The organism is Yeosuana aromativorans (assembly GCF_014646655.1).
In the GTDB taxonomy this organism is placed as follows: Bacteria; Bacteroidota; Bacteroidia; order Flavobacteriales; family Flavobacteriaceae; genus Yeosuana; species Yeosuana aromativorans.
Genome location: NZ_BMNR01000005.1, coordinates 323,211 through 344,510 on the forward strand (window position 1 = coordinate 323,211; position 21,300 = coordinate 344,510).

Below are 21,300 nucleotides of genomic sequence, written 5' to 3' on the forward strand. Positions count from 1 at the left end.
GAAACATGAAAACGACTCATATCAAGATAGTTACCAAATATTTGAGAAATACATTATACATACTCGCTTCGATATTAATTTTTAGCTCTTGCGTTGAAAAGACTAAAACAATTGGATTAAATAAATCAAAATTCTATTATCCTAGTAAAAGTGATTTTGAAAATGATTCTACTATCACTCAAATCACTCTTGATTCTCTAAAAAACTTCAATGAATTAGTTGACAAAATTGACAAAATTGTTTGCACTGATAGTATTCCTGTTATAAATTTTGAAAATACTCAATCTGAATTTAAAATTATGCCTATGAATTCCTGTTCTTCAGAAATGGCATGTTTTAGACCATTTTTAGTGACTATATCACCAGATTCAATTAGAATAGATTACCATAAAAAAATTGGAATTGAGAATCTGTTCACGGCATTAGAACTAAATCTTTTGAACAAAGATAAAAATCCTTTACATGGAGATTCCCCTGCAAAAACCATTTTTGAGGTACAAGTTGATTCTATTTATAATATTAAAAAAACAAGTGATTTACTGGTTAAAATAGTCAATTCATATAACGAACTAAACAAAAAAAACAAAGACAGTTTATTTTTAAAGATTTGGTTTTCCAAGCGCAAGAGTTACCCTCCACCACCTCATTCGGAATTTGAGAAGTCGGAATAAAAAACATTTCGTAACACCTTATAAAATTAATTGCTAGTGTGAGCCTGCTTACGAAAATCCTCTAGGATTTTCTATTCGGTTTGCAATTGCCAAATTAGGTGCTTAGACAACGCAACTAATCTTAAACAACAACGCTAAACATACCCTCAAAAACTCTAATCCAAATCGGGCAATTGTAAACTTCCCAACGGACTGGTGTCTTTCATTAAGGCTTCAATATCTTCAGATTTTCTGGGAGCTTCCGCAGATAACACTATGGGGCCATTTTCAGTAATTAACACATCATCTTCAATCCTAACAGCAATGCCCCACCATTTTTTATCACAGGGACTGCCTTCAGGGATGTAAATGCCTGGCTCCACGGTTATGACCATATTGGGTTTAAAAGCGCCTCGTAAATTGGTGTCGTGAACGTCCAATCCAATGTGATGTGACGTACCATGCGGAAAGTAACGTCTGGCTTCGTCATCATTTTTGGCAATGCCCAACGCTATTAATCCTTCATAAACAACATTTCTGGCAGCTGTATCGGTTGAACCTGAATTATTTCCAATAACAGCTGCGGCAATTCCAGCTTCTTGTGCATTATATACCAAATCGTAAATGCGTTTTTGTTCTGGATTGAATGTTCCGTTTGCAGGAATGGTTCTGGTTACATCTGCCGTGTATCCATGATATTCGGCGCCTAAATCCATTAACACCAAATCGTTGTCCACTTTTATCTTGGAATTTTCGATATAATGCAATACACAACCGTTATTGCCCGCACCCACAATACTGGGATACCCTTCATACTCACTGCCATATTTTTTAAACACATACTCATGAATGCCTTGTATTTCTGCTTCAGACATACCGACATGCATGGCTTTCATAACCTCGCGTTGTCCCATGGCCGAAATCCGAACCGCTTTGGTCAGCAATACCATTTCATCATCGGTTTTTATTTCCCTCAATCCCGCCATGAGTTTTGTTAGGGTTTCATTGTCAACCGTTACTGTTTTTTCTTGCAGCATATTGGTGTTTTGATTTAATTCCACGTCCATTTTATCACCGCTAACAACGGTGGTTTCGGTATAATTGATTTGTGATTTAAAGGCTTGTATTAAATCATATAAATCAGCATCATCACGCTTGGAATCTCGGTAATCATTTTTGAACTCGTCAAATAAAACAGCATCAAATGTTGTGAAGTTAAGTCCTTTTTTAATAAAATCCTCTCCATTAAAAGCCATCTTAAAACCTAGTCTTTGCTCAGCACCCTCAATCCCCAATCGCTTGCCGGTCCATTGTTCTGCCAGTTCATTTTTCTTTTGCACATAAAGTAGTTCATTGTAGGATTCCCCATGTTCATCGGTTTGATCATCTGAAAAAATGACAAGCACGGCATTGGGCTCTTTGTAGCCTGTTAAATAATAAAAATCAGGATCTTGATGATACACATAATTGACATCGTTGGCCCGGTTTCTTTCAGCATTGGCAAAAAATACCGCAACCGTATTTTTGGGCATCTTGGCTCTTAGCGCGTCCCTCCTGCCTTTATGGAATTCTGATGATAAATAATCTGTTGGCAATCCATTCTGGGCATTCATTGAAATGGACAGAAATAAAAAACAAAGGAGTTGGACGGTTGTTTTCATAAAAAAGGATTTTAAATATTCTGAAAAATAGCAATAATAATTAAAAACACGTTTAAAGATTTAAAAATTGCATTGTTTTATTAATAATGAACCAACTAAATATTGATTTTTATTCTTGTCATTCCGTAAAAATAAATCTATAATTTTTATATACATTTGCGCAACAATCTACGTTTAATTTTAAAATCCGCTGCACGGAAAACATCTATGAAAGATACTGCTTTATCATCAACACATGAGGCCTTGGGAGCAAAAATGGTTCCCTTTGCCGGTTTTAATATGCCTGTTCAATACGAAGGCGTAAACGCTGAACATGAAACTGTTAGAAACGGTGTAGGTGTGTTTGATGTGTCTCATATGGGTGAGTTTTTGATAGAAGGGCCAAACGCCTTGGATTTGATTCAAAAAGTGACCAGCAATGATGCTTCAAAATTAACCATTGGCAAAGCTCAATATAGTTGTTTACCCAATGACGATGGCGGCATTGTCGACGATTTGATTGTTTACAAAATAAAAGACGAGCAGTATCTATTGGTTGTTAATGCCAGTAATATTGAAAAAGACTGGAACTGGATCCAATCTAAAAACGATGTGGGTGCCACCATGAGAAACCTATCAGATGATTGTTCCTTATTGGCCATTCAAGGTCCAAAAGCCGTTGAGGCCATGCAATCGTTGTCCAGTCATGATTTGGCCGCCATTCCATTTTACAATTTCATTGTTGGCGATTTTGCAGGTATAGAGCATGTGATTATTTCGGCAACCGGTTATACTGGTAGCGGTGGTTTTGAAATTTACTGTAAAAACAGCGAAGTGCAACAAGTTTGGGACAAGGTGTTTGAAGCTGGGGCTTCTTACGGTATCAAACCCATTGGCTTAGCTGCCAGGGACACCTTACGCTTGGAAATGGGCTACTGTTTATATGGCAATGATATTGATGATACTACGTCACCTATTGAAGCTGGTTTGGGGTGGATTACCAAGTTCAGTAAAACATTCACGAATTCTGAAGCGTTGCAAACTGAAAAACAAAACGGTCCAAAACGCAAACTCATCGCTTTTGAATTGGATGAAAGAGGTATTCCACGTCATGGTTATGATATTGTGGATGCTGATGGAACTAAAATTGGAAATGTCACCTCCGGAACCATGTCGCCATCATTAGGAAAAGGTATTGGTTTAGGCTATGTCCCTACATCATTTGCCGACGTTGGAAGTAAAATCTATATCCAAATTCGTAAAAACGCCATTCCGGCAACCGTGGTTAAATTACCGTTTTATAAAAGCTGAAATTAAAGGCTCAAATGCCGTATTGAACAGATTTTGGAGACAGAGAGCAAACACAGAATATTAATTTTAGGAGCCAGTGGTTTTTTGGGAGGTTCACTTTACAAAGAGCTTTGCTCCTATTTTAAAACTTTTGGAACCTATTATACAGATAATCCTACCTTAAGTAAAAACAAGCACTTTTTTCAATACAATCTGGAAGAAGATGACGTGTTTGAAATTCTTAATATTGTTAAACCAACCATCATAATTTCATCTTTGAGAGGCGATTTTTCAGCCCAAGTGATTGTTCACAAACATCTTTCAGAATATATTTCCGATACCAATTGTAAACTGATCTTTTTGTCATCAGCCAATGTGTTTGATGCTTACAGCAAATATCCCAGTTATGAGCATGACAAAACCTTAAGCCATAGCATTTACGGGCATTTCAAAATAAAAATTGAAAACATGCTCTTACGATTGCCCAAAAAGAAAGTAGTAATCATACGATTGCCCATGGTTTTTGGGACACAATCCCCAAGAGTAAACAAAATAGCACAAAGCCTAAAGGAACACATCCCTATTGAAGTGTTTCCTAACTTAATAATGAACGTAACCACAGACTCCAAAGTGTCACAACAAATCCATTACATCATTAACAGGAACAAGGTTGGGGTTTTTCACCTAGGCAGTAATGATTTGGTTCACCATGATGATTTTATCAAAGAAATCATTGAGTCCATGGGCATTAAAAAAGCTATCCTAAAAAACGTTTTTACAACAAATGATGACCGGTATTTAGCCGTATTGCCAAAAGATAATCTGTTGCCCAAACATCTGCAATTGATGAGCCATGAAATTGTAGAAGAATTGAAATATAATTGATTTTGAAATTTCAAATCATTAAATTAGTGGAAATACATAATCTAAAACCTAAAAACTATGAGTAAACTATCAGAACAAGATATAGAAAAACGATTATTACGATTCCCCGATTGGGAATATTATGACGATGCCATTCACGCAGAATTTGAATTTGAAAACTTCAAAGATTGCTTTAGTGCCATGAGCCGGATTGCATTTGAGTGTGAAGCCTTAAACCATCATCCAGATTGGTCCAATGTTTACAATGTTTTGACTATTTCCTTATCAACACACTCCGCTCATGGCGTAACCGATTTGGATTTTAAACTGGCTGAGGCCATTGAAAGCATTGTTGAGCCTGAAGAGGATTAAAAAGCACTTATTTGCGGTTATGGCTTGCAAGTGTTGGCTGTGTAAGATTATTATGATTTATAGTCATTTCAATATATAGAATTTATTAAATTTGCTGCCGTTACAAAAACATTTTTGACCTTAAACTTTTTAACTTTAAACTAAAATTATGGGAAGAGCTTTTGAATTTAGAAAAGCACGTAAAATGAAACGTTGGTCTGCCATGAGTAAAGCGTTTACACGTATTGGCAAGGATATTGTTATGGCCGTAAAAGATGGTGGTCCAGACCCAGATAGCAATGCGCGCCTAAGAGCTGTTATACAAAACGCCAAGGCTGTAAATATGCCCAAGGATAACGTAGAACGTGCCATAAAGAGAGCAAGTGATAAAAGTCTTGGGGATTACAAAGAAGTGATTTTTGAAGGTTATGCGCCGCACGGAATAGCCATTTTGGTGGAAACTGCAACAGATAACAACACCAGAACCGTTGCCAACGTGAGAAGTTATTTCAATAAATGTGATGGCAGTTTAGGAACTTCTGGATCTGTGGTGTTCATGTTTGACCACACTTGTAACTTTAGAATCAATGCTGAAGGCTTGGATCCAGAGGAAATTGAATTGGAATTTATTGATTACGGTGCTGAAGAAGTGTTTGCTGATGAAGATGGCATTTTGATTTACGCACCTTTTGAAAGTTTTGGAGCCATTCAAGCGGCCCTTGAAGAAAAAGGGATTGAAATTTTATCATCCGGTTTTGAGCGCATCCCTCAAGTCACCAAAAAATTGTCTCCCGAAGAAGCTGCTGATGTTGAAAAACTGCTTGAAAAACTGGAAGAAGATGATGATGTACAGAACGTCTATCACACTATGGAAGAAACTGAGGATTAAATATATCTCATTTTAAAACATATAATAAGAGAGCCTAAAAGCTCTCTTTTTTATTGCATACAATGCAATTGCCATGAAACAACGAGCGCCTTTTACAAACAATTTCTTATGACTTTTGTCATAGGAAATTGATGTTTTTAATCCTAACTTTAGAAGTTATCCTTAAGTTAAAAAGAAATGAAAAATAACATAACCATTCTGATTTCACTTTTCATTGCTCTAAATTCTTTTTCCCAGAATATTTCTACTGAGGTTTTAAACAAAACCAAAATAGTTGGCAAAAACCTAATTCAACAAAAAGATATTGTAGCCAATGAATTTGTATTCAACGAACGGATCTATCGTTCTTATGTTGATTCGCTTACTGGTTATGCCACCTTACAGTTAAGAAAATTAAGTAAAAACGGTAAAGTATTGAGTTTAAAGGGTCTTGTTGTTGTTTATGACTTGAAAAACAAATCCGTGAAGTGGACTAAAAAAATTGATTATTCCATGTCTAGTATTCAACAATATGGTGATATCCTTATTTTATCCAAAGGAAATAAAATTATCCGTTTGAATATTGAAAATGGTGACCCCATGTGGGATATTAAAAATGATTTATATTATGTTAATATAAACAAAAAAATAGGTGTCGGATATGCCTATAATGGATTGACAGGTTCTATTCATACTCTTGAAGGCATCAACCTAAACACAGGTGAAAGCCTTTGGCAAAAGGAGTTAAAGAGAGATTATGGCTGGAACAAAATAATAAAAACTGATGCTTCTAATTTACTGATTGTGGCTGGTGGAATGCATTCCTTAAACATTGAGACTGGTTCTGGATGGGATTATGAAACCAAAACAGGAAAAAAGGACTATACCGAAACTATTGCTAAAAATGTGGGCGGCCTTGTGCTAGGAGCTTTAACTGGAACCTATGTTGTATCGTCTGGTTCAAACTTAGTCAGGGATGTCTTATCAAATACAATTATGGATAGTACCAATATTTATATGGCTTCAAAAGAAAAACTTGCTTGTATTAATAAAAGTGATGGAACTGTGACATGGTCTTATCAACTACCTGATGAGTCAACTAGTAAATCATCACTCATCGTTAGGGATAGCAGCTTGGTTTTAATCAATAAAGGCTATGCATTCTGGAGAGACAAAACCATTGATTTTGGAGACCCTTTTATTCTTGAGGTGAATAAACTTACCGGAGCTGAAATAGCATTTAAGAATTTGATGGAGAAAGACAATCCTATTGTTGATTATAAGGTGAAAAACGATAGTCTTTTGCTTTTGTTTGGTGATAAAATTACATGCTTTTCATTACAAGATAAAGCGATAAAATATACCAAAACATTTGACAGTGAAACTTACGGAAACTTAACTTTTTTTAGCGGTGACCGATTATATACTAAAAATACTGATCCTGAGTTACACTACAACTTGCTTTCAGATTCAACACATTATTTTGTTCAAACGAGTAAAGGAAAAACCTTAAAATTAGACAAGGACTTCAATGAATTAAAAACATTTGATTTTGATAATTTGTACCTCATTCAAAACACTATAAATGGTCATAAATTTATCAATCAAGATAACAGCACTATAATTTTAGATTCCAACAACAAACCGATAGGTGAATTAAGTCTTTCATTTTATTTCCGTATCATCAATAACACAATATACGAAACCAATGAAAATAGTCTGCTGGAAATTGATTTGAACCAACTACTCAATACTGATAATTCTGATGAATTCTAGTTTCTTTGTTTTTATTTTAATGTGAAGTAAACAAATCCTAATTAATATTAACTTTGTTGTTTATCATCATTTCATAATGAAAAATATGCAACTTAAAAAAAACTTTCTTGTAGCCAGTTTATTTTTAACCTTGTCATTTCTTACGCTCCATGCTCAAAACAATAACAAACGCTCGGCATCCATTGATATCATTAACTATACATTTAAATTGACGCTGTCAGATAGTTCCAATGTAATAAATGGAATGGCCGATGTTACCGTTAAGTTTAAGAAACCAACAACCGTCTTCAGTCTAGATTTTGTTGAAAAGCAATCAGATGGAACAGGCATGAGTGTTTCATCTGTTTTAGAAGGTGGAAAGCAAATTCCCTTCACACAAGAAAACAACCAATTACAACTTAACATAATACCAGCCAAACCCGAAGATATCAAAACGTATACAATCGCTTACCAAGGCATTCCTCAAGATGGTTTGATTATCTCTAAAAACAAATATGGCGACCGGACATTTTTTGGTGATAACTGGCCCGATAGAGCAAAAAACTGGCTGCCCGTTGTTGACCATCCATCTGACAAAGCAACTGTAGAATGGGACATTATAGCACCACCCTATTATCAAACTATTGCAAATGGCATTCTTATTGAGAAAACCAATTTAAATAATAATCAAACTCTAACCCGTTGGAAAATGGAAGAACCGATTCCAACAAAAGTCATGGTTATAGGCGTTGCCCGTTTTGCTACAGAATATCTTAAAGAGGTCAATAATATTCCTATATCATCATGGGTATATCCACAGGATAGGGATAATGGATTTAAAGATTATGCTGCTGCTGTTCCTATTTTAGAGTTTATGATAAGCCACGTTGGCCCCTATCCGTTTGAAAAACTGGCCAATGTGCAATCAAAAACACGGTATGGTGGAATGGAAAATGCAGGAAATATTTTTTATAATGAAAACTCTGTTACTGGTAATGGCGATCATGAAGATACTATTGCCCATGAAATAGCTCACCAATGGTTTGGAGACTCAGCATCTGAACTAAATTGGTATCATGTTTGGCTAAGTGAAGGATTTGCTACCTATTTTGAAAATTTATTTTTTGAAAATCAATATGGGCGTGATTCCTTTGTTAAAAAAATGAAAGCCGACAGAGAAAAGGCATTACGATATGCCAAGCAGAGTCAGGCTCCTATAGTTGATACTACCGTTACCAATTATTTAATGCTACTAAATCCTAACTCTTATGAAAAAGGAAGTTGGGTTTTGCATATGATTAGAAAGGAATTAGGAGATGATTTGTTTTGGAAATGTATGCAAACATACTATAATACCTATAAATACGGTAATGCCTTGACACAAGATTTAGAGCATGTTATTGAAAGGGTTTCCGGTAAAAATTTCAGCACTTTTTTCAAACAATGGGTTTTTGAATCCGGTCACCCAAAATTAGATGTTGCATGGCAATTTCAAGCAAATACGTTATCATTAGACGTCAAACAAATACAAAACAATCAATTTAACTTTCCTTTGGATGTAAAAATCAATTACGCTGATGGAACAAATGACATAACAACTATTCAAGTTTCTGAAAAATCACAGCATATAAATATCACCAGCAAAAAGAATGTTTCATCAATAGAATTGGATCCAAACACGTGGTTGTTTTTTGAACAAATGTCACTAAAACAAAAGATATAACAAGTAGTTTGTAATACTATTTAATCATTGTTTTTTAACGTTTTACGTTAAGAGACATGACTTGGAAATCATTTATAAAAATATGTTTGCAGATGTCAATCATATTAAAAAATGATATATTTTTGATTAAAATTTATCCCGCTATGCAGCGTCTCTAATGAACAAATATATTGTTGTCAATCAACCTGAAAAATGGAGTTTTTCGATTGAGAATATCAAAGTCATCTCCTCACAAGAGTATCTAACAAACCCAACATACGCCTTACTTAAAAAAGCTAGAATATTTAATCTTTGTAAGGATTATTCTTACCAATCAAAAGGATATTACGTCTCACTTTTGGCCGAGGCCAGAGGGCATTTGGTTATTCCCAATGTAAAAAACCTAGTTGACTTAAAAACCCGTAGGCTGGTAAGACTGGTCTCTGACGAATTTGATGATGTAATCCAACAAAGTTTAAAAAACATTAAATCACAGGAATTTACCCTAAGTATTTATTTTGGACAAAATGTGGCTCAAAAATACAAGGAGCTAAGCAGCCTTTTTTATAAGCATTTTCAAGTTCCTTTTTTACGGGTCAAGTTTGTCCATACAACCAAATGGAATATTCAGAGCATCAAGGTAATTTCAGAATCAGAAATACCTGAAGAGCACATGAGCAGTGTTCACGTATTTGCCAACCAATACTTTTCAAAAAAGCGTTATGATACCCTTAAAATCACAAATTCGGACTTTGATCTGGCCATTTTGGTCAATCCTAATGATCCCGCTCCGCCAAGCAATCCTAAGGCCTTAAAGAAATTTATTGAGGTTGCTGAAAAATTGAATATTTATGCGGAAATTATTGAGCCTAAAGATTTATCACGGCTATCGTCATTTGATGCCCTTTTTATAAGACAGAGCACCGAAGTTAATAACGAAGCCTATGCATTTGCAAGAAAAGCACAGCAAGAAGGCATTGCTATTATAGATTATCCTGATGCTATTTTAAAATGCTGTAACAAAGTCTATATGGCCGAAGCACTTCAAAATGCCAATATCAATACTCCAAAAACCGCTATTGTTCATAAGGACAATAAGCAACAGGTTCTTGAACACATTGGATTACCGTGTGTTTTAAAAGCACCCGATTCAACGTTTTCGTTTGGCGTGAAAAAAGCTAAAACCAAAGAAGAATTCCACTTAATGGTAACTCAAATGCTTAAAGAGTCTGACCTTATTATTGCTCAAGAATTTTGTCCATCTACGTATGATTGGCGCATTGGAATCATTGATGACAAACCCTTCTTTGCTTGTAAATACTATATGGCGAAAGGCCATTGGCAAATCTATAATTGGAATGCTAAGAAAAAGGACGATCAAGATGGCAATGCCGATTGTTTGCCCATAGAAAAAGTTCCCAAAAAAGTGCTTTCTATGGCTTTGAAATCGGCTAAACTCATGGGGAAAGGGCTTTATGGCATTGATATTAAAGTAATTGATAATGTTCCGATGGTTATTGAAATCAATGATAACCCAAATATTGACTTTGGTGTTGAGGACCGATATTATGGAGAGGCAGTTTATATGGAAGTACTCAATGCTTTTAAGAAACGATTGGAGTAACATGAAAAAATATCATTTGTTTGAGGTTTTTGGGATTGAACTGGAATATATGCTTGTTCAAAACTCCAATTTAAAAGTTGCTCCCATTGTGGATACACTTTTAACCAAAAAAAATGGAAAATTAACTTCTGATATAGACAATGGAGACATTGCTTGGAGCAATGAACTAGTGGCACACGTTGTTGAGCTTAAAACCAACGGGCCGACGAATAATTTAGAATGTTTATCAGAAAGTTTTCATAAAAATATTATCGAAATTAATGCTCTGTTAAAACCATTACAAGCCTGTTTATTGCCTACAGCGGCTCATCCGTTAATGAATCCGTTGACTGATACGCAATTATGGAAACATGAATACAATGAAATTTATGAGCTTTATAACCGGATTTTCAATTGTAAAGGACATGGTTGGAGCAATGTTCAAAGCACCCATATCAATTTGCCTTTTTATGACGATAAGGAATTTGAAAAGTTACATGCGGCCATTCGGATTCTTCTGCCTTTAATTCCGGGTTTATGCGCTAGCTCTCCCATACTTGAAAGCAAAAAAACGGGGTTTAAGGACACTCGATTGGAATATTATAAAACCAATCAGAAAAAAATACCCGAAATGACAGGCTCTGTTATTCCAGAACGGGTATTTACCAAAGCCGACTATTACGCTACTATTTTTGAACCCATAAAAAAGGCCGTCAAGCCGTTTGACCATGACAATATTTTAGATCATCATTTTCTGAATTCAAGAGGTGCCATAGCACGCTTTGATAGAAATGCCATTGAAATAAGGTTGGTTGACATTCAAGAATGTCCCAAAGCAGATATGGCTATTTGCAACTTAATTATTGAAATATTAAAGTTATTGGTCAACAAAAAACTATCAAAACTTCAATTACAAAAAAAATGGCTTAAACAAGACTTACTCAACATTTTAAATCCCATTATAAAAGATGCCGAAACATTTAAAGTTTCAAACATGGAATATCTTGAATTGTTTGGTATCAATGAATCTATGAGTGTGCAAAATATCTGGAGACACTTGTATGAGCTTGTTAAAACCAATTTGCCTAACCCATATCAAGAAGCTATTGAACATATTTTGATTGAAGGCACATTAGCCACACGAATACTAAACGCCATCGGCAAAGATTACTCAGAAAAAAATATCACAAAAGTGTATTTGCAATTGGCCAACTGTTTACAAGAAAACAAACTGTTTATACCATGAAACTGGTGCTAACTTGTGAGCACGGAGGCAATGTTGTTCCAAAAGAATATGTTTCGTTATTTAAAAATAATACAGCGGTTTTAAAAACACATAGAAGTTTTGATTTGGGAGCCTTTGATGTTTTCAATGAGTTAAAAGCACTTTCTAATTTTTCAAAATCCAATACAATTAGTCGATTGCTTATTGAACTCAATCGGTCTTTGCATCACAAGCATTTATTTTCAGAATTTTCAAAAAACTTGTCAATAACTGAAAAACAATACCTAATCGATCAATATTACTTACCATACAGGAATGATATTGAAAACATAATCAAAAGTTATATTGAACAAGGTGAAACGGTGATACACCTTTCTGTGCACAGCTTCACTCCTATTTTAAACAATGTAAAAAGGAACTGCGATATTGGCTTGCTCTATGATTCTACAAACAAGATTGAAAAACAGTTTTGCAAGCAACTTAAAAATAGCATTAAAAAGCTAAATCCTGATTTAAACGTCAGATACAATTACCCCTATTTAGGAAAAGCTGACGGATTTACTACGTATTTAAGAAAGCGGTTTCCAGAAAATTATCTTGGAATTGAATTGGAAATCAATCAAAAGTTTTCAAATAACAATAAAATAGATTCATCAATTAAACAAACTTTGTTTGCCGCATTAAGCCAAGTAATTGATTAAACTTATTTGTTTTTAACGTATATCAGTTTAAAGCGACCATTGCTTTGGTCCCGTTGTTCCATTTCAAACATATCCAAAGATTTAAACAATGGGGTGAGTTTTTCAAAACCAAAGTTTCTGGCATCAAAATTTGGCTGTTTTTTTAAAATCAACGACCCAACATCACCCAAAAATGCCCAACCATCATCATCGGCGGCATCAGAGACTGAGTTTTTCAGCATCCTAATTACCTTAGGTGTAATATTATATAAATTGGCTTTTTCAGATTTTTTACCTTCTACCTTCTCATCATATGTTTTTAAGATTTCAAGATAAATAAACTTATCACAAGCAACGATAAACGGATCAGGCGTTTTCTTTTCGCCAATGCCATAAACCTGTAAACCAGCCTCGCGCAACCTGGTTGCCAGCTTTGTAAAATCGCTATCGGATGATGCCAAACAAAACGCATCTACTTTGTTTGAATATAAAATATCCATGGCATCAATAATCATGGCTGAATCGGTAGCATTTTTTCCTGTCGTGTAACTATATTGTTGTATGGGGCTGATAGCGTTTTCTAGCAGTACACTTTTCCATTTTGCCAAATGAGGTTTGGTCCAGTCGCCATAAATTCGCTTGATGGTTGGCGTACCATATTTAGCAATTTCCTGCATCATCTCAGTTATGTACTTTGATGGAATATTATCGCCATCAATTAAAACGGCTATTTTGGTGTCTTTTATCATAGTTGATAAAGGTACTGAAAAAACAAGTATGCTTTTAAATCCTATCATAGATTTAAATCAATATTTTTAAAAGCACTTTTAACATTTTGACATAAAAAAATATGTTTATAATAATTACTTTTAGAACGACTAATTCATATTAATATAAATAATCGTTTAAATCCAATGAAACAATCACATTCAAAAAGCATCAGGTTGCTAAGTGTTGCTTGTGTTTTATTAGCCATGCTAATGTTCCAGCAGACACATGCACAAAAGAGGAACAAAAAAGACAAAGAAAATTCATCTAAAGAAGTAACCGCTACACCAAAAAAAGACAAAGAAAAAACCATCAAAGACCTCGTTAAATCCAGTAAAGAAATTGATGGATTGTTCAAAATTTATCAAGATACCATTACTGGTTCTATACAAATGCTCATATCAGAAGATCAAATTGGAAAAGAGTATATTTATTTTAGCCAAATTGCAGATGGTGTTTTAGATGTTGGCAGAAACAGAGGGTCTTACAGAGGTTCTAAGGTGTTTAAAATAAATAAATACTTTAACAATATAGAGTTTGTAACTCAAAATACCTCGTTTTATTTTGATCCCAACAATCCATTATCAAAATCAAAAGATGCCAACGTTAGCGAAGGCAATATGGCCAGTTTAGAAATTGAAGCACAGGATAAAGAAAAAGGTCTCTATTTAATCAAAGCAGGCAATATATTTTTGAGTGAAACCTTATCCCAAATAAAACCAGCATCAAGACCAGGTGCTTCAAGTAACGAATTCAAACTTGGAAATTTGGACAAAGCAAAAACCAAAATAAATTCAATTAAAAACTATCCAGAAAACACCAATCTTGAAGTTGAATATGTTTACTCTTCACCATCAGTTTCAAACGGTGGTTCAAATGCTTTAGCAGACAGCAGAAATGTGAGCATTAAAGTGTATCACACGCTAATGGCAATGCCAGAAGATGACTATCAGCCAAGATTTGATGATCCTAGGGTTGGTTATTTTACTACTGAAGTCAATGATCAGACATCTACAAGTTCTACACCTTACCGAGACTTAATACACAGATGGAATTTAGTAAAGAAAGATCCAGAAGCAGCTATCTCTGAACCTGTAAAGCCTATTACATGGTGGATAGAAAACTCAACCCCATTGGAATGGCGGGAAACCATAAAAAATGCTGTGTTACAATGGAATGTTGCTTTTGAAAAAGCGGGCTTTAAAAATGCTATGGAAGTTAAAGTACAACCTGATGATGCCACATGGGATGCAGGGGATATTAGATATAATGTATTGCGATGGACATCATCTCCCACACCTCCATTTGGAGGCTATGGACCAAGTTTTGTGAACCCAAGAACAGGTGAGATTTTAGGGGCAGATATTATGCTTGAATTTGCCCATTTCACAAACAGAGTGTTCTATGACAAAATATATGACTTAGCATCATCAGTTGAAGAACCAGTTGACAATTCCAACAACTATAAATCAGATCAAATGTATTGCTCTTTAGGACAACGATTACAAAATGAGACTATGTTTGCCAGTGCTGTAGCATCAGCTACAGGAGCTACTGATTTTGAAATGGAGCGCCTTAAAAAAGAATCCATGATGGCGCTTATTATGCATGAAGTTGGGCATACATTAGGGCTCAACCATAACATGAAAGCCAGTTATTTATATTCACCAGAACAGTTGGCAGATGCTGATTTCATTAAAGGAAAATGTTTAACAGCCTCTGTGATGGATTATGCCGCTTTAAATATCACACGAGATAGAAGCAAACAAGGGCAATATGATGATGTTGCCGTTGGGCCATATGATATTTGGGCTATTCAGCTGGGTTACACGCCATTTAAATCTGAAGATGAACGCCAAGCTTTATTAAACGAATCTACAAAACCAGAGCATATTTTTGGCAATGACGCTGATGATATGCGTTCACCAGGTAAAGCCATAGACCCAAGAGTAAATGTTTCTGACCAATCAAATGATCAAATAAAATGGGCCATTGACAGAATTGAATTGTCAAATGATTTAATGAAGGATGCCAAAGCTAAGTTTACTAAAAATGGGCAATCCTATCAAGAGCTTCGTCGCGTTTATTATTTATTGAGTGGACAACAAGGTTCTGCCGCAAATACCATTTCAAGATTTATTGGTGGTGTTTATGTTGATCGTGCTATGGCAGGTCAAGAAGGTGCTACACAACCCTATACTCCAGTAAGCTTAAAGGACCAAAAACGAGCCATGGCTGCACTAAGTAAATATGTGTTTGCCCCTAATGCGTTTGATGCACCAAATGATTTATATAACTATCTAGCCATGCAGCGAAGAGGGCAAGAATTTTTCAGAGGTCCAGAAGATCCTAAAATACACAGTCAGGTTTTGGCATACCAAAAGAATGTGTTGAACCATTTGTTGCACTACAATACACTACAAAGAATAACAGATTCTGAATTGTACGGTAATGAATATAGCTTATCGTCTTTCATGACTGACTTGAACAATGCCATTTTTAAAACAGATATAAATGGCAATGTTAATTCTTTTAGGCAAAATCTTCAATTGGAATATACCAATATGCTTATTGACATGCTAACTGGTAAGCAATCTGACAAATATGATTTTAATGCAAAATCCATGGCGTTGTATAATTTGAAAACTATTAGAACGATGGCCATTCCGTCAGGTAATATAAGTTCAAAAGCACACAAAGAACATTTAAGAACACTAATTGACAATGCATTAAAAGAAATCAAATAAAATTTTTCATTAAAACTTAAAAAAGCTACTTGAATCAAGTAGCTTTTTTTATAGGATTAGTTTGTGTTTCTTTTTAGTGACATGCATGTGTTTACTGTATGTTTCACAAACTAATACATACTGTAAAGTTCAAATTTCATGCCATGATTTAATATGTAAATGCTAGGAATATTCGGGAATTTTACCTTTTACGCCTTCATAAAATTTATGAATATATTCAAAGTCCTTTTTTATGTCATCTGTAGGATAAAATGGCTCTGATATACGGTTTTGTTTATTTTCAAAATCCAGTGTAAACATAATGATAGGTACTTTGGCTTCCTTGGCTATGTAATAAAATCCTGTGCGCCATTCATTTACTTTTTTACGTGTTCCTTCTGGTGACATGGCCATTCTAAATTCGTCACGTTCCTTGAAAAGCTTAGCAATGGCCTGTACTTTATTTCCTTTATTATATCGGTCAATTGGTGCACCTCCCAACATTCTGAAAAACCAACCTATTGGAAACACAAACAATTCTTTTTTACCTACAAAATTGGTTTTTACCTTTAAAACAGAACGCAGTAAAACACCAATATAAAAGTCATGCCAGCTAGTGTGAGGTGCGGCTATGATTACTGCTTTTTTTATCGTACTTTTTGAAATATCAGTATTGCCCACAACCTTCCATCCTAAAATCTTAAAATAGATAAATTTGGCCAACCATTGCATGCTACATTTTTTGATAAAGTGATTTTAGCTTATCCCTTGTGATGAGCTTTTTCCAGTTTTTCCCAATTGCATTTTCCCAGAGAGGTTCTAAACTCAAAGAGATATTGATCATAGTGTCAAACTGTGAGTCATCTAAGTTAGCACAAATTCCTTTAGGTAATTGGATGTTGTGCTTCTTTTTCATCTGCTTAAAAAGTTTGACGTCTTCAGGATAAAACTCTTCCAAGTGATCAAATACAATACAATTGCCAATACCATGTTTGGTTCCCAACAAATAAGATAAACCATAACTCATAGCGTGGGCAACACCTACTTGTGAATAAGCTATGCTCATACCGCCATGCCAAGACGCCATCATAAGTTTATCTTGAGACTCGGAAACCGACAAATCATTGTTCAAAAAGATTTCTTTACAAAGGTCAAAGGCTTTTTCTCCATGACTTTGGCTGAAAGCATTTAAATAAGTACCATTTAAGGACTCTACACAATGGATAAAACAATCCATCCCTGTGTAAAACCATTGGTGTGTTGGAACATCTTTTGTGAGTTCCGGATCTAATACAACCTGATCAAAAGGCGTGAAATCTGAATTAATACCCAGTTTCATTTCTGGACCTGTTAAGACCGTTGTTCTGGAAACTTCTGCTCCCGTCCCTGATATGGTAGGAATTCCAACATGATAGATTGCTGGATTTTTAACCAAATCCCAACCCTGATAATCTTTTGCCTCACCTTCATTGGTCAGCATGATAGCCACGGCCTTTGCTAAATCCAAAATGGTTCCACCACCAATGCCAATGATACCTGAAGTGCCTTGTCGTGATGTTAAAATGATATCTTCAACCAAACTATCAACCTGGCCTGTTTTTGGTTCCTCTTTTGCAGATATGTAGATAACCCTATCGTCATAGGATAATGGTATTCTTGATGTCAACCATGCATTTCCTTTAAAAACATCATCAACCAAAAACACAAAAGGGGCATTAACATTTAATCGCTTTGGGGCTATTATTTCATTTAATTGATTGAAACTACCTCTGCCAAAAATCACCCTTGGCACCATGGGAAAGTTTTTATAACTCATTTAATAAATTTTCATTTAAAACAGTAAAAATAGTATTATTATAATTTCTATTAAGTTAAAACGTAGTGAAATTTTATGGAAAATATCAATAAACCATCTATCAAACTTGGGTATTTAAACATTTGTTCTAATTCAAAATGTTCAACAATTCCCTTAAGCTTGCAATGGTTTTATAGGTTTTACCATTGGTTTCTTTTTCTGTAACCTGCTCGTGTGCCCATGTTGTATGAAACGGAACGTGAACAGCGTGAGCCTTTAAATGAACCAGTGGCAAAATATCGGATTTTAGAGAATTTCCTATCATTAAAAATTCAGACGGATGTATATCCAAATGGTTTAATAGTTTGGAATAATTGGCTTGTTGCTTATCGCTCATCACTTCTATATGGTGAAAATAATCCGTTAACCCCGATTTTTCCAATTTGCGCTCTTGATCCAATAAATCGCCTTTGGTTGCTAAAATCAACCGATAGCGTTTTGATAACTTCTTTAAGACTTCTTCTACGCCATCTAAAAGCTCAACCGGTTTTTCAAGCATGTTTTTACCAATCTCCAAAATGGATTGAATGGTTTGTTGCGACACATTATAATTGGAAATTTCCAACGCCATTTCAACCATGGATAACACAAAAGCTTTAATACCATATCCGTATATAGGAAGGTTTTTCATCTCCATTTTAAACAACTCCTGGTCCGTTTTATTGGGTGTTTCATATTCTGACATGAGATTGCAGAAGGCTATTTCAGCTTCACGAAAATATGTTTCATTGACCCAGAGCGTGTCATCTGCATCAAAACCAATTACCTTTATCTTACTGTAATCTATTTCCATAGCTTTTTGGCAAGTTCCAAATCTTCTGGTGTATCAATTTCAACGCCCTGTACATCTGTTTCTACCATTTTTATGCGTTTACCATATTCTAGGTAACGGATGCACTCAATTTTTTCTGAAGCCTCTAGTTTCAACATGGGTAAGTGATAAAAGTCTAAAATAGCCTCTTTCCTGAATGCATAAATGCCTTTGTGCTTGTAATATGGTGCATCAACAGTTTTGTCTCTTGGATAAGGAATGGGACTTCTGGAAAAGTACAAGGCAAAATTATCTTTATCCACAATAACCTTAACGGTGTTAGGGTTGCTTATTTCGTCCCAATCTGAAATAGAAACCATCAAAGACGCTAGGTCAATTTGCTTGTCATGGTCATCCTTAAAAACCTCAATGAGCTTTTTTAGGGATTCCTTTTCGGTAAAAGGTTCATCTCCTTGCACATTGATAACTATGTCAATATCCAAAAATTCCACAGCCTCTGCTATTCTGTCACTACCACACTCATGTTCCTTTTTACTCATGATGGCCTTTCCACCATTATTGACTATTTCATCATAAATAATTGAGCTATCGGTAACTACAAATACATCATCAAATAACTGCGTTGCAACGGTAGCTTGATAAGTTCTTAAAATGACGCTTTTTCCTGCAAGGTCTTGCATTAATTTTCCTGGAAAGCGTGATGCACTATAGCGTGCTGGTATCATAGAGATTATCTTCATCAACGTACTAAATCAATTGAACACCAAAAATATAATAATTATTATTGATACAACCTTAGAATGGCTAAAATCTAATTCTCAAAAAAATCGTCTTTAAAACCAATTAAGTAGAGTTTTTCCTTGGCACGGGTAATGGCTGTATAAAGCCAGCGTAAATACTCTTTATCAATACCATTTGGCAAATACGGCTGTTCTACAAAAACCGTATGCCATTGACCACCTTGTGATTTATGACAGGTTATAGCATAGGAAAATTTGACCTGCAAGGAATTGAAATACTTGTTGTTCTTTACTTTTAAAAACTTTCTGTAATTGCTGGATTCTGATTCATAATCTTTCATGACCTCTTGGTATAATCTGTTAGAATCATCATAAGATAGCGATGGTGATTCAGATTCTATGGTATTCAACAATAAAACCGTTTCAAAAGGGCGCATTCTAGGGTAATCTACCATACGCACTTTTACTTCGGCAAAACGGAATCCATATAAATCCAAAATATTAAAAATCTCCAGAACTTCAATAATATCGCCATTGGCAATAAATCCGGCTTCGGTTGTTGGCTTTATCCAAAAGTAATTGTTCTTGACAACCATAATGTAATCACCGGGCGTCAATTCGTTTTCATTAAATAAAATTCTATCGCGAATATTTTTGTTGTATAAATTGGCCCGTTTATTACTGCGGACTATGATGGCTGTCTCTTCGTTTCCTAAATTGCTATAAGCATCATTTATAGCATCCATAACTTCTTGACCGTCAATCAACCTAACAATATCCTTAAAATCACTGAGTTCAAACTTAAACGTATCACAAAACGTGCTGGATAGTGCTTCTCGCAAAACTGTTGCATTGGCCAATATCCCAGAATCCATTTCTTGCCTCACCACTTCATCCAACTCTATTTTTGTAACTTCTTTGTTATAATTAAGATTGAGTGTATCTTCATTTAAAGCAGGGCTCAAGTCTAATTTTACTGGTGGCAATTGCGCCGTATCACCTATTAAAATCAGTTTACATTGATGTCCTGAATACACATATTGCATTAAATCATCCAATAGTGATCCTTTTTCAAAAAGTTTTGATTCACCAGGTGTATCCGGTATCATAGAAGCTTCGTCAACAATAAACAAGGTGTTTTTATGTTTGTTGGGTTGCAATACAAATTTCACACCTCCACTTTTTTCTTTTTTGGGGAAATAAATTTTTTTATGAATTGTAAAAGCCTCTTTTCCTGAATAATTGGATATCACTTTGGCAGCACGTCCTGTTGGTGCCATTAAAACGGCACTCATTCTGGCTTTCCATAAATTGGTTACAATAGTGCTGATAATGGTTGTTTTACCTGTTCCGGCATAGCCTTTTAATAGAAAAAGTGCATTTGCCTTACCATTAAAAATGAATTCTGATAATTGATGAAGTACAATATTTTGTTTTGGGGTGGGTTCAAATGGAAATTGCTGTTTTAAAAGTGAATAGAATTCTGAAGCAGTCATTTATTGTATTAAAATTATAAATTATTCAAAGATAGAAATGATTTTTACGCACATTGGTTTTTACGATTAAAAAAAAATTGTAGATTTGTGAACACCATTAATTAATATTATTAATAAATAACTTACTATGTTTAAAATAATCATCATTGCAGTTGTTGTAGTTCTGCTTACAATTGGCTTAGTAAAGCTGGTTGACAAATTTATCTCACCAAAATTTAAGCCCGTTTTAATAATATTACTTTGGGTGCTGATTGCGTTTTTGGGCTACCAAACTTTTCAATCCATTTATGCCCCCATTCAATTTAACAAAATTAA

Annotated in this window: 18 protein-coding genes and 1 pseudogene; 12 read left to right on the forward strand and 7 right to left on the reverse strand. The window is 34.8% G+C overall.

Annotated features, from left to right (window positions below):
* Positions 1-5 precede the first annotated feature (5 nt).
* Positions 6-671, forward strand: coding sequence for a hypothetical protein (locus IEW94_RS12800; protein ID WP_188653664.1), 666 nt, complete (start codon positions 6-8; stop codon positions 669-671).
* 155 nt (positions 672-826) lie between these two features.
* Here the strand turns inward: IEW94_RS12800 and IEW94_RS12805 are convergent, their stop codons facing one another.
* A complete protein-coding gene (locus IEW94_RS12805; RefSeq protein WP_188653666.1) occupies positions 827-2,311 on the reverse strand; it encodes an aminopeptidase P family protein in 1,485 nt (494 codons plus the stop codon).
* A gap of 207 nt (positions 2,312-2,518) precedes the next feature.
* On the opposite strand from IEW94_RS12805, the gene gcvT reads away from it, so the two are divergent.
* From gcvT to IEW94_RS12850, 9 genes are all read left to right on the forward strand, one after another.
* Positions 2,519-3,601: a glycine cleavage system aminomethyltransferase GcvT gene (gene gcvT, locus IEW94_RS12810; protein WP_188653668.1), complete on the forward strand. Its 1,083-nt coding sequence runs from the start codon at positions 2,519-2,521 to the stop codon at positions 3,599-3,601.
* Positions 3,602-3,631: 30 nt separating this feature from the next.
* A complete protein-coding gene (locus IEW94_RS12815; protein ID WP_188653750.1) occupies positions 3,632-4,465 on the forward strand; it encodes a sugar nucleotide-binding protein in 834 nt (277 codons plus the stop codon).
* A 57-nt stretch (positions 4,466-4,522) separates the two neighbouring features.
* Positions 4,523-4,816 (forward strand): 4a-hydroxytetrahydrobiopterin dehydratase, encoded by a 294-nt coding sequence (locus IEW94_RS12820; RefSeq protein WP_188653670.1) that lies wholly within the window; start codon positions 4,523-4,525, stop codon positions 4,814-4,816.
* 148 nt (positions 4,817-4,964) lie between these two features.
* Positions 4,965-5,684: a YebC/PmpR family DNA-binding transcriptional regulator gene (locus tag IEW94_RS12825; RefSeq protein WP_188653672.1), complete on the forward strand. Its 720-nt coding sequence runs from the start codon at positions 4,965-4,967 to the stop codon at positions 5,682-5,684.
* 177 nt (positions 5,685-5,861) lie between these two features.
* Positions 5,862-7,439, forward strand: a complete 1,578-nt coding sequence (locus tag IEW94_RS12830) for an outer membrane protein assembly factor BamB family protein (protein ID WP_188653674.1) — start codon at positions 5,862-5,864, stop codon at positions 7,437-7,439.
* A gap of 85 nt (positions 7,440-7,524) precedes the next feature.
* The gene (locus IEW94_RS12835) at positions 7,525-9,141 is read left to right on the forward strand and encodes a M1 family metallopeptidase (protein WP_188653676.1); all 1,617 of its coding nucleotides are present in this window, start codon (positions 7,525-7,527) and stop codon (positions 9,139-9,141) included.
* A gap of 157 nt (positions 9,142-9,298) precedes the next feature.
* Positions 9,299-10,744, forward strand: a complete 1,446-nt coding sequence (locus IEW94_RS12840) for a RimK family ATP-grasp domain-containing protein (RefSeq protein ID WP_188653678.1) — start codon at positions 9,299-9,301, stop codon at positions 10,742-10,744.
* 1 nt (position 10,745) lies between these two features.
* Positions 10,746-11,969, forward strand: a complete 1,224-nt coding sequence (locus IEW94_RS12845) for a glutamate-cysteine ligase family protein (RefSeq protein ID WP_188653680.1) — start codon at positions 10,746-10,748, stop codon at positions 11,967-11,969.
* Positions 11,966-12,649 (forward strand): N-formylglutamate amidohydrolase, encoded by a 684-nt coding sequence (locus IEW94_RS12850; RefSeq protein ID WP_188653681.1) that lies wholly within the window; start codon positions 11,966-11,968, stop codon positions 12,647-12,649. Before IEW94_RS12845 ends, IEW94_RS12850 begins: the two co-directional genes overlap by 4 nt.
* Positions 12,650-12,651: 2 nt before the next feature.
* On the opposite strand, the gene IEW94_RS12855 is transcribed toward IEW94_RS12850, so the two are convergent.
* A complete protein-coding gene (locus tag IEW94_RS12855) occupies positions 12,652-13,377 on the reverse strand; it encodes an NYN domain-containing protein (protein WP_188653752.1) in 726 nt (241 codons plus the stop codon).
* A 165-nt stretch (positions 13,378-13,542) separates the two neighbouring features.
* On the opposite strand from IEW94_RS12855, the gene IEW94_RS12860 reads away from it, so the two are divergent.
* Positions 13,543-16,143 (forward strand): zinc-dependent metalloprotease, encoded by a 2,601-nt coding sequence (locus IEW94_RS12860; protein WP_188653683.1) that lies wholly within the window; start codon positions 13,543-13,545, stop codon positions 16,141-16,143.
* 162 nt (positions 16,144-16,305) lie between these two features.
* Here IEW94_RS12860 and IEW94_RS12865 read toward each other — a convergent pair whose 3' ends face one another.
* From IEW94_RS12865 to IEW94_RS12885, 5 genes are all read right to left on the reverse strand, one after another.
* Positions 16,306-16,854 carry a 1-acyl-sn-glycerol-3-phosphate acyltransferase gene (locus tag IEW94_RS12865; RefSeq protein ID WP_188653685.1) on the reverse strand — a complete coding sequence of 183 codons (549 nt, stop codon included), beginning with the start codon at positions 16,852-16,854 and terminating at the stop codon, positions 16,306-16,308.
* A 1-nt stretch (position 16,855) separates the two neighbouring features.
* Complete coding sequence (locus tag IEW94_RS12870; RefSeq protein WP_188653687.1) at positions 16,856-17,938, reverse strand: iron-containing alcohol dehydrogenase family protein; 1,083 nt, start codon at positions 17,936-17,938, stop codon at positions 16,856-16,858.
* Positions 17,939-18,065: 127 nt separating this feature from the next.
* Positions 18,066-18,770 (reverse strand): HAD family hydrolase, encoded by a 705-nt coding sequence (locus IEW94_RS12875; RefSeq protein WP_188653689.1) that lies wholly within the window; start codon positions 18,768-18,770, stop codon positions 18,066-18,068.
* Entirely contained in the window at positions 18,761-19,474 is a 714-nt protein-coding gene (kdsB, locus tag IEW94_RS12880; RefSeq protein WP_188653754.1) for a 3-deoxy-manno-octulosonate cytidylyltransferase, read from the reverse strand. Before kdsB ends, IEW94_RS12875 begins: the two co-directional genes overlap by 10 nt.
* Positions 19,475-19,560: 86 nt before the next feature.
* The gene (locus IEW94_RS12885; RefSeq protein WP_188653691.1) at positions 19,561-20,985 is read right to left on the reverse strand and encodes an ATP-dependent DNA helicase; all 1,425 of its coding nucleotides are present in this window, start codon (positions 20,983-20,985) and stop codon (positions 19,561-19,563) included.
* Between the two features lie 127 nt (positions 20,986-21,112).
* Between IEW94_RS12885 and IEW94_RS16940 the strand changes: the two are divergent.
* Positions 21,113-21,300: pseudogene (locus IEW94_RS16940) on the forward strand (hypothetical protein); the annotation flags it as partial.

Excerpts from the sequence above, each read along its gene's own strand:
- IEW94_RS12800 (WP_188653664.1), top strand. The coding sequence starts at position 6 with ATGAAAACGACTCATATCAAGATAGTTACCAAATATTTGAGAAATACA.
- IEW94_RS12805 (WP_188653666.1), bottom strand. The coding sequence starts at position 2,311 with ATGAAAACAACCGTCCAACTCCTTTGTTTTTTATTTCTGTCCATTTCA.
- gcvT (WP_188653668.1), top strand. The coding sequence starts at position 2,519 with ATGAAAGATACTGCTTTATCATCAACACATGAGGCCTTGGGAGCAAAA.
- IEW94_RS12820 (WP_188653670.1), top strand. The coding sequence starts at position 4,523 with ATGAGTAAACTATCAGAACAAGATATAGAAAAACGATTATTACGATTC.
- IEW94_RS12825 (WP_188653672.1), top strand. The coding sequence starts at position 4,965 with ATGGGAAGAGCTTTTGAATTTAGAAAAGCACGTAAAATGAAACGTTGG.
- IEW94_RS12830 (WP_188653674.1), top strand. The coding sequence starts at position 5,862 with ATGAAAAATAACATAACCATTCTGATTTCACTTTTCATTGCTCTAAAT.
- IEW94_RS12835 (WP_188653676.1), top strand. The coding sequence starts at position 7,525 with ATGCAACTTAAAAAAAACTTTCTTGTAGCCAGTTTATTTTTAACCTTG.
- IEW94_RS12840 (WP_188653678.1), top strand. The coding sequence starts at position 9,299 with ATGAACAAATATATTGTTGTCAATCAACCTGAAAAATGGAGTTTTTCG.
- IEW94_RS12845 (WP_188653680.1), top strand. The coding sequence starts at position 10,746 with ATGAAAAAATATCATTTGTTTGAGGTTTTTGGGATTGAACTGGAATAT.
- IEW94_RS12850 (WP_188653681.1), top strand. The coding sequence starts at position 11,966 with ATGAAACTGGTGCTAACTTGTGAGCACGGAGGCAATGTTGTTCCAAAA.
- IEW94_RS12855 (WP_188653752.1), bottom strand. The coding sequence starts at position 13,377 with ATGATAAAAGACACCAAAATAGCCGTTTTAATTGATGGCGATAATATT.
- IEW94_RS12860 (WP_188653683.1), top strand. The coding sequence starts at position 13,543 with ATGAAACAATCACATTCAAAAAGCATCAGGTTGCTAAGTGTTGCTTGT.
- IEW94_RS12865 (WP_188653685.1), bottom strand. The coding sequence starts at position 16,854 with ATGCAATGGTTGGCCAAATTTATCTATTTTAAGATTTTAGGATGGAAG.
- IEW94_RS12870 (WP_188653687.1), bottom strand. The coding sequence starts at position 17,938 with ATGAGTTATAAAAACTTTCCCATGGTGCCAAGGGTGATTTTTGGCAGA.
- IEW94_RS12875 (WP_188653689.1), bottom strand. The coding sequence starts at position 18,770 with ATGGAAATAGATTACAGTAAGATAAAGGTAATTGGTTTTGATGCAGAT.
- kdsB (WP_188653754.1), bottom strand. The coding sequence starts at position 19,474 with ATGATACCAGCACGCTATAGTGCATCACGCTTTCCAGGAAAATTAATG.
- IEW94_RS12885 (WP_188653691.1), bottom strand. The coding sequence starts at position 20,985 with ATGACTGCTTCAGAATTCTATTCACTTTTAAAACAGCAATTTCCATTT.